Raw genomic sequence first — 12,370 nt, 5'->3', positions numbered from 1 at the left:
TCGTTGTGCTTGACCGAGATCTTGATGTCGCGGAAGTCGTGCTCCTCGAACAGCGAGCACTCCCAGAGCGCCGACTCGACCAGCGCCTCCGGCGTGGCCTTGCCGTACTTGGCGAGCAGCCGCTTGTCGAGGGATCCGGCGTTCACGCCGATCCGGATCGGGATGCCGGCGTCCTTGGCGGCTCGGGCGATCTCGCCGACCTTGTCGTCGAACTTCTTGATGTTGCCCGGGTTCACCCGGACCGCCGCGCAGCCCGCGTCGATTGCGGCGAAGACGTACTTGGGCTGGAAGTGGATGTCGGCGATCACCGGGATGCTCGACTTGCGGGCGATCGCCGGCAGCGCGTCGGCGTCGTCCTGGCTGGGGCAGGCCACGCGCACGATGTCACAGCCCGATGCGGTCAGCTCGGCGATCTGCTGGAGCGTCGCGTTGATGTCCGTGGTCGGCGTCGTGCACATGGACTGGACGGAGATGGGTGCGTCGCCGCCGACCTCCACCTTGCCGACCTTGATCTTGCGCGTCTTGCGACGAGGCGCGAGCACGGGGGCAGGGGCGGACGGCATACCAAGCGAAACACTCATGGTCGAAGTATCTCCCAGCGGGCGATGAGGGGTGACGCGGGCCGCCTCAGCCGCCGAGCTTCACGGGGTTGACGAGGTCGGCATAGATCAGCAGGACCGACATCACGATGAGGACGGTGGACACGGCATAGGCCACCGGCAGCGCCTTGGCGACGTCGACGTATCCGGGGTCGGGGCGGTGCAGCAGGCGCGCCACGCCCCGCTTGAGCGCCTCCCAGAGTGCACCGGCCACGTGGCCGCCGTCGAGCGGGAGCAGCGGGATGAGGTTGAACACGAACAGCGCGAGGTTCAAGGAGGCGAGGAGCTCGAGGAGGAACGCCCACAGTGCCATGCCCGACTGCCCGCCCACTCCGGCGATCTTGCCCGCACTCGCCTCCCCCGCGATGCGGCCGACGCCGACCACGGAGATCGGGCTCTGCGGGTCGCGCGGTCCCGAACCGAAGGCCGCCTGGGCGACACCCGCCATCTTCTGGGGGATGTGCAGGAGGACACCTGCCGTCTGCGAGAGACCGCGACCGACCACCGAAGGCACAACACTGAGCGGCTGGCGGACGACGGCCACCGGCGGGCCGGTGCTCACACCGAGGAAGCCGGCCTCGACGACGACGGGCTTGCCCTGCGCGTCCACGAGCGGGGCGCCGTCACGGCCCACCTGCTGCACCTGGTTGCGGATCGGCGTCGCCGTGAGGGTCAGCCGATGGCCGTCGCGCTCGACGACGAGCTGGGTGGCGCGGCCGACCCGGGGCCGGATCAGGGTGCCGACGTCGGCCGGGCGCTGGATCGCCGTGCCGTCGACCGAGACGAGCTTGTCACCGGGCCGGATGCCCGCGAGGTAGGCCGGGGTCTTCGGGGTGGTGGCGCCACAGACCGTCGTGCTCGTGGCCTGGCTGGCGGGCACCACGCACTCGTTGACCGCCGCCACGACCGCCCCCGGCTGGACCGTCTGGACGCCGTAGAGCGTGACCAGCCCGGTGAGCAGGACGACCGCGATGAGGAGGTTCATCAGGGGGCCGCCCATCATGACGACGACCTTCTTCGGCACGGACAGCCGGTAGAAGGCTCGCGCGTGGTCGCCCGGCTCGATCTCCTCGAGGCTGGCCTTGCGCGCCTCGTCCGCCAGCTGGGAGAAGCGGCCGGTGCTGGAGACCCGCAGCGTCCCCTCGCGGTCGCCGGGGCGCGGCGGGAACATGCCGATCATCCGGATGTAGCCGCCGAGCGGGATCGCCTTGATGCCGTACTCGGTCTCACCGCGTCGGCGCGACCAGACCGTGGGCCCGAAGCCGACCATGTACTGGGTCACCTTGACGCCGAAGGTCTTGGCGGGCACCAGGTGCCCGATCTCGTGCAGGCCGATCGAGAGGCCGATGCCGAGCGCCACCGCGAGCACGCCCAGGACGTAGAACAGAACCGTCATGCGGGGCCTCCGGTCAGGGTGGGGTCGTCGTCGGTGGCGGGCAGTCCCAGCACCTTCCGAGCTCTCGCACGGGCCCACGTGTCGGCCCGCATCACCTCGTCAACGGTCAGGGCACCCGTTTCGCTCCCGGTGTCGGCGGCGCCATGTTCGGCGACGACACGCTCCACCGTCCCCACGATGTCGACGAACCCCAGGTGACCGTCGTGGAAGGCGTCGACCGCGACCTCGTTGGCGGCGTTGTAGACCGCTGGATAGGTTCCTGCGGCCAGGCCGACCTGGCGGGCCAGGCGCACGGCCGGGAAGGCCTCGTCGTCGAGCGGCTCGAACTCCCAGGTCTGCGCGCGGGTCCAGTCGACCGGCACGTCGACGTCGCCCAGCCGGTCGGGCCACGACAGCCCCAGGGCGATCGGCACGAGCATGCGGGGAGGCCCGGCCTGGGCGATGGTCGAGCCGTCGACGAACTCGACCATCGAGTGGATGAGCTGCTGCGGGTGCACGACGACCTCGATCCGGTCGAACGGTACGTCGAACAGCAGATGCGCCTCGATCACCTCGAGGCCCTTGTTGACCAGGGTGGCGGAGTTGGTGGTGACGACCCGGCCCATCGAGAAGTTGGGGTGCGCCAGGGCCTCGGCCGGGGTCACGGCCCGCAGGGACTCGCGGGTGCGCCCGCGGAACGGGCCGCCGCTGGCCGTCAGGATGAGCCGGGAGACCTCCTCGGCGCGGCCCCCGCGCAGGCTCTGCGCGATCGCCGAGTGCTCAGAGTCCACCGGCACGATCTGGCCCGGCCGCGCCACCGCCTTGACCAGCGGGCCTCCGACGATCAGGGACTCCTTGTTGGCCAGCGCCAGCACGGACCCCTGGGCGAGCGCCGCCAGGGTCGGCCGCAGGCCGATCGACCCGGTGATGCCGTTGAGGACCACGTCGGCCCCGGCCTGCGCGGCCAGGACCGCCGCCTCAGGCCCCACGACGACCTCCGGACGGTATGCCGCGCGGCCGGCGCGCGCGGCATACGCACCGATCGCCTCGGCGACGGACTCGGCGCTGCCCGTCGCCAGGGCTACGAGGTCGACGTCGAAGGCGACGGCCTGCTCGGCGAGGAGGTCGAGGTTCGCACCTGCGGCGAGAGCGGTGACGCGGAAGCGGTCGGGGTGGCGGGCGATGACCTCCAACGCCTGGGTGCCGATGGAGCCGGTGGACCCGAGAACGGCCACGGTGCGTGGGGAAGTCACTGTCCCAGTGTCCCACGCCACCCGAGCCCCACCCCCTGCTCCCTGCCGCACCTCGTTCTCCCGGCCGGCCCCTGGGCTAGTCCCGGAAGACGCGCTCCTCGATGAGCTGCTCCTCGACCACCCTGCCCTCAGGCTCGAACCGTCCCTGCTCGAACCGCTTCTGGAACTCCAGCTCCAGGTGGTCGGCGCCGTTGCGGTTCTTCTCGATCGACAGGACCACCCATTGCCGGAATCGCTCGGCGTTGCCCAGATGGTAGACGAGGTGGTGCTTGGCGACGATGTCGTACTTGTCGTTGAGCATCAGCACGACGTCCGGCTCGTAGGCCAGCGCGGAGGATCCCCGCAGGTCGTTGACCCGCATCCGCCGCCCCGCGACGAGGCTGCCCTTCTCGGCCGCGACGATGGCGACCACAGGCACGCCGAGCTCGAGAGCCAGGTCCTTGAGCCGTTCGACGACCCTGGCGACCCGCTCCTCCTCCGACCCGGTCGCAGCCGGAACGGGAACCTTCTGCAGGTAGTCGACGAGGACGAGCGGAGGCACCCCGTCGCTGTCCGTGGCCTCCGCGATCGCCGACCGGATCTCCTCCAGCGTGGTGTGGATGCCACTGGAGGTGTGCACGTGCAGACGGTCGCCGTAGCGCTCCAGCGCCTGGACCGCCTCGACACCGCCGCAGGTGCCCTCCAACCGGTCCTGGAGGCTCCGCGCCCGGCTGTGCCGGGCCTCGAACGCCTGCCGGATCTTGCTCAGGGTGATGGCGTCGGTGCCGGCGATCGCGGCGGCCTCGATGGCGATGAGCCGTTCGAGGATGCTGTGCGCGTCGTGTTCGTACGAGAACAGCACCGCCGACCGCTTGGCCTCGACGGTGTTGCGCAGCATCTGCAGGGCCATGGCCGTCTTGCCCAGGCCCTGCGGTCCGCCGATCAGGATCAGCTCACCGGACCGGAAGCCTCCGGAGAGGGCGTGGTCGAGCGCGCTGAAGCCGGTGGGCCACACCCGCGCCCCCGCGGACATGCCTTGGCGCAGCTTGCCGTCCGTCTCGAGCAGGACGTCCGTCAGCGAGCGCAGCCGTGGAGCGCTGCGAAACGAGCTGAGTACAGCGGACGTCTCCTCGGCAATGCCGGTCATGCCACCGATCTAAACCCGACCATCCCTGCAACGAAAGGGAAGTCGGCCAGGTTCATCCGTTCGGACCCCCCGGGTCCGGCCGAAGGACGCGGACGCTACGGGGCGATCCCGACATACGTCGTCTCGAGGTACTCCTCAATGCCCTCGAAGCCGCCCTCACGCCCGAAGCCCGACGCCTTCACTCCGCCGAACGGCGCTGCCGGGTTCGAGATGACGCCCTGGTTGATGCCGATCATCCCGAACTCCAGCGCCTCGCTGACCCGGATCACCCGGGCGAGGTCGCTGGTGAAGACATAGGAGGCCAGGCCGTACTCGGTGCCGTTGGCGCGCTCGATGGCCTCCTGCTCCGTGCGGAAGACCGAGATCGGGGCGACCGGGCCGAAGATCTCCTCACGCATGACGCGGGCGGACATGGGGACGTCGGTGATGACGGTCGGCTCGAAGAAGTAGCCGCGTCCCTTGACCTGCGACCCACCGGTGAGCAGTGTGCCGCCCTGGCTGCGCGCGTCCTCGACGAGCTCGCTCACGCCGTCACGGGCCTTGGCGTCGATGAGAGGTCCGACGTCCACGCCCTTCTTGGTGCCCTTGCCCAGCGTCAGCGCCCCCATCCGCTTGGCGAACCGCTCGGCGAACTCGTCGGCCACGCTCTCGTGGACGAAGAACCGGTTGGCAGCCGTGCAGGCCTCGCCGATGTTGCGCATCTTCGCGAGCATCGCGCCCTCGACGGCGCGGTCGAGGTCGGCGTCCTCGAAGACGAGGAACGGTGCGTTGCCGCCCAGCTCCATCGACACGCGCAGCAGCCGCTCGGCCGACTGCTCGACGAGGCGCTTCCCGACGCCGGTGGACCCCGTGAAGGTGAGCTTGCGGAGCCGCTCGTCACGGATCAGGGGCTCCATGACGTCGCCGGTGTGGGTGGTGGTGACGACGTTGAGCACCCCGGCGGGCAGGCCGCACTCACGGAGCAGCTCGGCGAGCGCCAGCATGGTCAGCGGCGTCTGGCTGGCGGGCTTGATGACCATCGTGCAGCCGGCGGCGATGGCCGGGCCGATCTTGCGGGTGCCCATGGCGAGGGGGAAGTTCCAGGGCGTGATCATCAGGGTGGGCCCGACCGGCTTCTTCATGGTCAGCAGCCGCGTGGCGCCGTTGGGCGCGGTGGACCACCGGCCGTGGATGCGCACGGCCTCCTCGGAGAACCAGCGGAAGAACTCCGCGCCGTAGGTCACCTCACCACGCGACTCGGCGAGGGTCTTGCCCATCTCGAGCGTCATGAGAGTCGCGAACTCCTCAGCGCGCTCGGTGATCCGCTCGAACGCGGCCCGGAGGATCTCGCCGCGGTCGCGCGGTGGGGTGCTGGCCCAGCCGGCCTGCGCGGCGACGGCGGCGTCGAGAGCGGCCCGGCCGTCGGCGACGGACGCGTCCGCGACATGGGCGAGGGTGGCTCCGCTGGACGGGTCCTCGACCGCGAGGGTCGCCCCGGTGCTGGCCGCGCGCCATTCACCCCCGATGAACAGCCCCTTGGGAACGGACTCGACGAGTGACTTCTGGTTGACGGCCATCAGTGGGTACCTCCGTGGTGCGTGTGCGTCTCATGGGTGTGGTGGTGGGGAGCCTGGGCCGAAGAGCCCTGGCCTTGGGGTATGGCGCCTGAGCGGCCTGCCAGGAGCGGCTGCGCAGGGTCCCAGCGGGTGCCGTCGCGCTCGTCCTGCCGCCGTCGTGCGATGGCCGACAGGGCTTCGAGTACGACGCGGTTGGCCAGCGCCGCGGTGATGTCGGCGTGGTCGTAGGGCGGGCTCACCTCGACGACGTCCATGCCCACCACGGGCAGCTCCAAGCAGATCCGCCGCACGGCGTCGAGCAGCTGTCTGGCCGAGAGGCCGCCCGGCTCCGGCGTGCCGGTGCCGGGCGCATGACCCGGGTCGCAGACGTCGATGTCGACCGACAGGAAGACACCCTCACACTCGTCGGTCGCGATCGCAAAGGCCTCGCTCAGGCACTCGTCGAGCCCCCGGTGGACGATCTCGGTCATCTCGAATGAGCGCATCTGCTGCCCGGCCATCCAGTCCAGCGTCTCGGGTGGCGGCCAGTAGCCCCGCAGGCCCACCTGGAGGAACCGGTCGCCACGCAGGGCACCCGACTCGATGAGGCGCCGCATCGGCTGCCCGTGGCCCCAGAGTGACCCGAACTCGATGTCGCCGGTGTCGGCGTGGGCGTCGAAGTGGATCATCGACACGCGGCCGTGGCCGAGGACGTTCGCCACCCCCTTGGCGTCGGGGAAGGCGATGGAGTGGTCGCCACCCAGGACGACCGGGATCGCCCCCGCTCGAGCGACCTTCTCAACGGCCGCCTCCAGTGCGGGCAGCGCGACCTCGATGTCCCCCGAGTACATCTCGACGTCACCGGCGTCGACGACGCGCAGGTCGACGAGGCCGTCCGTCCGCAGCGCCAGCGAGGGTCGTGAGCCGTCGTGCGGCAGGTAGTCGGTCATCCGGATGGCCTGCGGACCGAACCGCGTGCCGGGGCGGTGGGACGTGCCGCCGTCGAACGGGGCGCCGACCACGACGACGTCGGCACCGGCATACGTGCTCTCGTCGTCGAGGTCGCAGCGGTCCACGCCGAGGAAGGTGAAGTCGGGGCCGTACTGCTGCCCGTATCGCGTCATGGCATCACATCCTGCCTGGGTACGTTCGCCCGGTGACGACCGCCTCCTCCAGTGTCCGCCCGGACGGGCCGACCGACGCGTTGTCCGCGAAGGAGTGGGTCACCTCTCCTCGGCGCCCCATGGCGAGCCGAAGCCACCGGGCTTGGGCGCCTTGAGGAGGTCCAGGAACGGCACCGCGTCGAAGGCCTCGGGCCCCATCACGCCGGCACCCTTCCAGACGCCGGTCGCGATGAGCTCAAGAGCCACCACCGGGTTCACCGCGGTCTGCCAGACGACGCACTGAGCGCCGTACTCGCGCATCGTCTCCTCGTTGTCGACGACGTGGTACAGGTACGTGGTCCGGGGCTGCCCATCCTTGCCCGTGCCGGTGACGAGCACCCCCGCGCAGGTCTTGCCGCGCATGCGGGGCCCGATCGTCGCGGGGTCCGGGAGGACGGCCGCGACGACATCGCGCGGTGAGACCGAGACACCCTTGACGGTCACCGGGTCCGTCCGGTCCAGCCCCAGGGTATGCAGTGTCCGCAGGATGGTGATCAGCTCGTCACCCAGCCCGTACTTGAACGTGACGCGGTCCGCGTCCAGCCAGCGCGGCATGAGGAGGACCTCCTCGTGCTCCACGTGCACGCACTCCACCGGGCCGATGCCTTCGGGGAACTCGAAGACCTCTGGCTCGCTGAAGGGCGGCAGGGTGAAGAAGCCGGCCTCGATGTCGCCGTCAGCGGCCTCGGCCCTGGCCCGCTCCCACACCACGGGCGGGTTGAGGCACTCCTCGATGATCGTCCACATCGAGAACCCAGGGGCGAAGGTCTCGTTGCCGTCCTCGTCGTAGACCGCCAGGTTGGCACCGTCCCGCGTGCCCAGCTCGTCGATGTGCGAGAAGAGGTGGTCCGCGGCATACCTCGCGAAGACATCGGACAACCCCGGCTCGACCCCGATACCCAGCAAGGCCAGCTGACCGGACTGCTCCCACTCCCCCGCCATGGCCAGCTGCTCGTCGCCCAGCTTGACGTGCGCCTTCGCATACGGCTCCGCGGGGTGGGGCCGCGACAGGCTCATCGCCATGTCGAGGTAACCGGCGCCGGCAGCGAGCGCACCCCGGAAGATCGGCATGACGAACCGCGGGTCCACCGCATTCAGCACGTGGGTCGAGCCGTGTTCGCGGGCCAGAGCCGTGACGGCCGCCTCGTCCGAGGCGTCCACCTGGGCAGCGAGCAAGCGCGACTCGCCCTCCCTCCTGGCTGCCGCAGCCGCGACGGTGGCCTCGGCCCGAGCCAGGTCGTAGTCGGCGACGACGAGCTGCTCGAAGAAGTCGCGTTCGACAGCGATGCGCGCAGCGGCATCACCGACGCCGCCGGCGCCGATCATGAGGATTCGCACGATCAGGACTCCTGGGTATGGTCGTCGCGCCGGTGCACGGTGCCCGTGACCGGGTCGACCGCCGTAGCGCCAGGGGGCAGGTTGGACAAGTCAGGTGCGATCACCGTGGCTTCGCGCGAGTCGGGTAGCGCGATGTGGCCCGGCGCCGGTGGGAGCTGCCCCGCGAGCACCAGGTCGGCGTGGCTGCGCACCGGCAGGGTCTCGCCACGGAAGTACGCCGGGGCCACGGCCCGCTGCCACGCTAGGAAGATGAACCCGGCCAGCAGCGAGACGACTCCGACCACGGCCACGGCACCGATACCCGCGATCGTGACGTTCTTGCCGTCGGCGTCCGTGAGGTACGCCGGGTCCCAGTAGGTCTTGAGCGCGTAGACGAACATCACGAACAGGAACACCCCACCCACGAGCGGGATGACCCCGCGCATCACCAGGTGGCGCGCCGAGTCCGTGAGGCTGTGCCGGTAGAACCAGGCGCAGGCGATACCGGTGAGGCCGTAGTAGAAGGCGATCTGCAGGCCGATGGCACCGATCAGCGCGGACAGGATGCTGGGGCTGACCCAGGTCATCAGCAGGTAGAAGGCCGCCGACACGACGCCCATACCGATGGTCGACCAGGTCGGCGTCAGGTACCGCGGGTGGATGCGCGCGAAGCGCGTGGGAATGGCCTTGTATGCCGCCATGGACAGGGCCGTCCGCGCGGTGGGCAGGATGGTGGTCTGGGTCGACGCGGACGCCGAGGTCAGGATCGAGACCGCGAGCAGGGCGAGGCCGATGTGACCCAGCGTGCTGGTGCCATACAGCGTCGGGCCGATGGCGGTGAACACGTCCGCGGCGTTGTTTGCGTTGCCCAGGCCGATGCCCTTGTCGCCAGTGCCAGCGAACGCGACGGTGGCCACGCTGACCAGGACATAGGTGACCAGGAGCAGGACGGTGGAGATGACTGCCGCGCGACCGGGCGTACGACCCGGGTCGTCAGCCTCCTCGTTGGTGGCGACTGCGGTGTCCCAGCCCCAGTAGATGAAGACACCGAGCAGGACCGTGGAGGCGATGACCGACATGGACATGCCACTGGGCCACAGCCACGACAGCGACGGGTGCACCGAGCCGGTCGGCGAGATGCCGGCATACACCTTGTAGAGGGCGACAGCCGCGAAGATCACCAGGGTGACGACCTCGATGGACAGCAGGGCGTACTGCAGCCGCGCCGATACCTCGATCCCGCGGTAGCAGATGTAGGTCATGATCGCGATCCACAGCAGGCCGGCCACGGTCGACCAGAAGGTGCTCTGGTCGAGGGTGTTGTGCAGGCCCAGCTCGTTGGCCAGCGTGAAGGAGTACGAGCCGGCGATCTGGGCCAGGTTCGCCATGACGATGATGTCGGCGATGATGATGCCCCAGCCGCCCATCCACCCCACGATGGGTCCGAACGCCCGGGTGGCCCAGGTGAAGGTCGTGCCGCAGTCCGGCTCCGCCTCGTTCAGCTCCTTGTAGGCCACCGCGATGAAGTACATCGGCACAAAGGCCAACAGCATGATCGCCGGCGCCTTGAGGCCAGCCCCACCAGCGACGATGAAGCCCAGTGTCGCGGCCAGCGAGTATGCCGGCGCGGTCGAGGCCATTCCGACCACGATGCTTCCGACGAGGCCCAGGGCGCCGACCTTGAGGCCTTTGCTCTCAGGTGGCTCGATGACGCCCGCGCGCGGGGCCGCCTCGTGAACGCTCATGCGATGGTCCTTCCTTGACACTGATGGGTGGGCACTACCGATGGGTCAGACTGTCGACGGGTGCAGCACGCCTAGCTGTCGATGTTGGCCATGACGTGCTTGATGCGGGTGTAGTCCTCGAAGCCGTACATGGACAGGTCCTTGCCGTAGCCGGACTTCTTGAACCCACCGTGCGGCATCTCGGCGACGATCGGGATATGGGTGTTGATCCACACGCACCCGAAGTCCAGCGCCTTGGACATCCGCATTGCTCGACCGAAGTCCTTGGTCCAGACGCTGGAGGCCAGTCCGTACTCGACGCCGTTGGCCCAGCGGATCGCCTCCTGCTCGTCGGTGAAGCGCTGCACCGTGATGACCGGGCCGAAGATCTCGTCCTGGATCGCCTCGTCGTCCTGCCGGAGACCGGACAGCACCGTCGGCTCGAGGTAGAAGCCGTCACCGAGCCCGGTGAGGCGGTGGCCGCCGGCCGCCACGGAGGCGTGGTCGGGCAGCCGGGACAGGAACCCCTGGACCCGCTCGAGCTGGTTGCGGTTGTTCACCGGACCGAGGAGCGCGTCCTCGTCGTCCGGCAGCCCGACCTTGGCCGAGTTCTTGGCGTACTCCCCCAGCGCCGCCACGAAGTCGTCATGGATGCCCGGCGCCGCCAGCACGCGAGTGGCTGCCGTGCAGTCCTGGCCAGCGTTGAAGTACCCAGCCGTGGCGATGCCCTCCACCGCGGCCTCGATGTCGGCGTCGTCGAAGACCACGACGGGCGCCTTGCCCCCCAGTTCGAGGTGGACCCGCTTGACGTCCCGGCTGGCGCTGCGGGCCACCTCCACACCCGCTCGAACCGAACCGGTGATGGCCACCAAGGCCGGGGTCTGGTGCTCGACGACCGCACGGCCTGTCTCGCGGTCCCCGGTGACGACGTTGAAGGTGCCGGCCGGCAGGAACTCGGAGGCGATCTCGGCCATGAGCAGCGTTGTCTCGGGCGTGGTGTCGGCCGGCTTCAGGACGATGGTGTTGCCGGCCGCCAGGGCCGGACCGATCTTCCAGATGGCCATCATCATCGGGTAGTTCCAGGGGGTCACCTGCCCCACGACGCCGATCGGCTCACGGCGGACCCAGCTCGTGTGGCCCTTCATGTACTCCCCGGCCGCCCGACCTTCGAGCACCCGAGCCGCCCCGGCGAAGAACCGAAGCTGGTCGACCATCGGTGGGAGTTCTTCGCTCGCGGTGAGGGCATACGGCTTGCCGGTGTTCTCCGCCTCGAGCTTGACGAACTCGTCGGCGCGCGACTCGATGGCGTCGGCGAACTTCAGCAGCGCCTGCTGGCGCTCGCTCGGTGTGGTCTGCCCCCACTCCTCGAAGGCCTTGCTGGCCGCGGCATACGCGTGGTCCACGTCGGCCTCGGACGACACCGGCGCTTGGGCCACCACCTGCCCGGTGACCGGGCTCACGACCTCGGAGGTCACATCGGTCCGTGGATCGGCGTACCCGCCGTCGACGAAGTTGCGCAGCTGGCGGGGGGACGAGGTCACGGGTACTCCAGGATTTCGATCTGTGTGCTACGGATTCCGGTGTCAGGAACTGTAACGCTCTGACAGCGGATTTCAATAGGTTCTTCCCACTCATCTGCCGAAAGCAACATCGATTTGACCCGGAGGCCACTAATTCCGTGGCGTCAGGACTTGCGTCGAGCGACCGTGAGGGCCACCATGGCGGCGTGACCCGCGCTTCCAACAACTCTGCAGAGGTTCGTCTCGACGACGTGTCGAAGGCGATCATCGAGCAGCTCCAGGAGGACGGTCGTCAGTCGTACGCCACCATCGCCAAGCGGGTGGGCCTCTCGGAGGCCGCCGTCCGGCAACGGGTTCAGCGGCTGCTCGACTCGGGGGTCATGCAGATCGTGGCCGTCACCGACCCGCTCCAGGTGGGCTTTCGCCGTCAGGCGATGATCGGCATCCGAGTGGACGGCGATCTCACCCCCGTCGGTGAGGCCCTCACGCGGATGCCGGAGGTCGACTACGTCGTCACCACGGCGGGCAGCTTCGACCTGCTCGTCGAGGTGGTGTGCGAGGACGACGACCAGCTGCTCCGGCTGCTCACCAAGCAGATCCGGGTCCTCCCGGGCGTTCTGACCACCGAGACGTTCGTCTATCTGAAACTCAACAAACAGCACTACAACTGGGGAACACGATGACCACAGAACCGTCGGCAGTCTTCGAGCCGTCCAGCGACACCCACACGCCCCAGGGCACGCTCATGAGCGACGCCG

Annotated in this window: 10 protein-coding genes; 1 reads left to right on the top strand and 9 read right to left on the bottom strand. The window is 69.3% G+C overall.

From position 1 onward, the window contains the following. The 9 genes from VGN50_RS12390 to VGN50_RS12350 all read right to left on the bottom strand — a co-directional run. Positions 1 to 581 (bottom strand): flavodoxin-dependent (E)-4-hydroxy-3-methylbut-2-enyl-diphosphate synthase (locus tag VGN50_RS12390; protein WP_327445107.1); only part of this gene is annotated, 581 nt, incomplete at its 3' end. Between the two features lie 46 nt (positions 582 to 627). Beyond that, on the bottom strand, positions 628 to 1,995 hold the full coding sequence (locus tag VGN50_RS12385) for a site-2 protease family protein (RefSeq protein ID WP_327445106.1): 1,368 nt from the start codon (positions 1,993 to 1,995) through the stop codon (positions 628 to 630). Beyond that, positions 1,992 to 3,227: a 1-deoxy-D-xylulose-5-phosphate reductoisomerase gene (gene dxr, locus VGN50_RS12380; RefSeq protein ID WP_327445105.1), complete on the bottom strand. Its 1,236-nt coding sequence runs from the start codon at positions 3,225 to 3,227 to the stop codon at positions 1,992 to 1,994. Before dxr ends, VGN50_RS12385 begins: the two co-directional genes overlap by 4 nt. Positions 3,228 to 3,303: 76 nt before the next feature. After that, positions 3,304 to 4,353 (bottom strand): DnaB-like helicase C-terminal domain-containing protein, encoded by a 1,050-nt coding sequence (locus VGN50_RS12375; protein ID WP_327445104.1) that lies wholly within the window; start codon positions 4,351 to 4,353, stop codon positions 3,304 to 3,306. A gap of 95 nt (positions 4,354 to 4,448) precedes the next feature. Further along, entirely contained in the window at positions 4,449 to 5,909 is a 1,461-nt protein-coding gene (locus VGN50_RS12370) for an NAD-dependent succinate-semialdehyde dehydrogenase (RefSeq protein ID WP_327445103.1), read from the bottom strand. Then, positions 5,909 to 7,012, bottom strand: coding sequence for an agmatinase (speB, locus tag VGN50_RS12365; protein ID WP_327445102.1), 1,104 nt, complete (start codon positions 7,010 to 7,012; stop codon positions 5,909 to 5,911). The genes VGN50_RS12370 and speB overlap by 1 nt, the downstream gene beginning before the upstream one ends. A gap of 99 nt (positions 7,013 to 7,111) precedes the next feature. Beyond that, positions 7,112 to 8,389 (bottom strand): saccharopine dehydrogenase family protein, encoded by a 1,278-nt coding sequence (locus VGN50_RS12360; protein ID WP_327445101.1) that lies wholly within the window; start codon positions 8,387 to 8,389, stop codon positions 7,112 to 7,114. A 2-nt stretch (positions 8,390 to 8,391) separates the two neighbouring features. After that, positions 8,392 to 10,113: an APC family permease gene (locus tag VGN50_RS12355; RefSeq protein WP_327445100.1), complete on the bottom strand. Its 1,722-nt coding sequence runs from the start codon at positions 10,111 to 10,113 to the stop codon at positions 8,392 to 8,394. Positions 10,114 to 10,184: 71 nt separating this feature from the next. After that, the gene (locus VGN50_RS12350; protein WP_327445099.1) at positions 10,185 to 11,633 is read right to left on the bottom strand and encodes a gamma-aminobutyraldehyde dehydrogenase; all 1,449 of its coding nucleotides are present in this window, start codon (positions 11,631 to 11,633) and stop codon (positions 10,185 to 10,187) included. Between the two features lie 185 nt (positions 11,634 to 11,818). Between VGN50_RS12350 and VGN50_RS12345 the strand changes: the two genes are divergently transcribed. Then, positions 11,819 to 12,295: an Lrp/AsnC family transcriptional regulator gene (locus VGN50_RS12345; protein ID WP_327445097.1), complete on the top strand. Its 477-nt coding sequence runs from the start codon at positions 11,819 to 11,821 to the stop codon at positions 12,293 to 12,295. Positions 12,296 to 12,370 lie beyond the last annotated feature (75 nt).

This window comes from Pedococcus sp., assembly GCF_036000045.1.
Taxonomy (GTDB): Bacteria; Actinomycetota; Actinomycetes; order Actinomycetales; family Dermatophilaceae; genus Pedococcus.
Note: the sequence above shows the minus strand (reverse complement) of the source record. Positions and strands in the feature narration are given on the sequence as shown.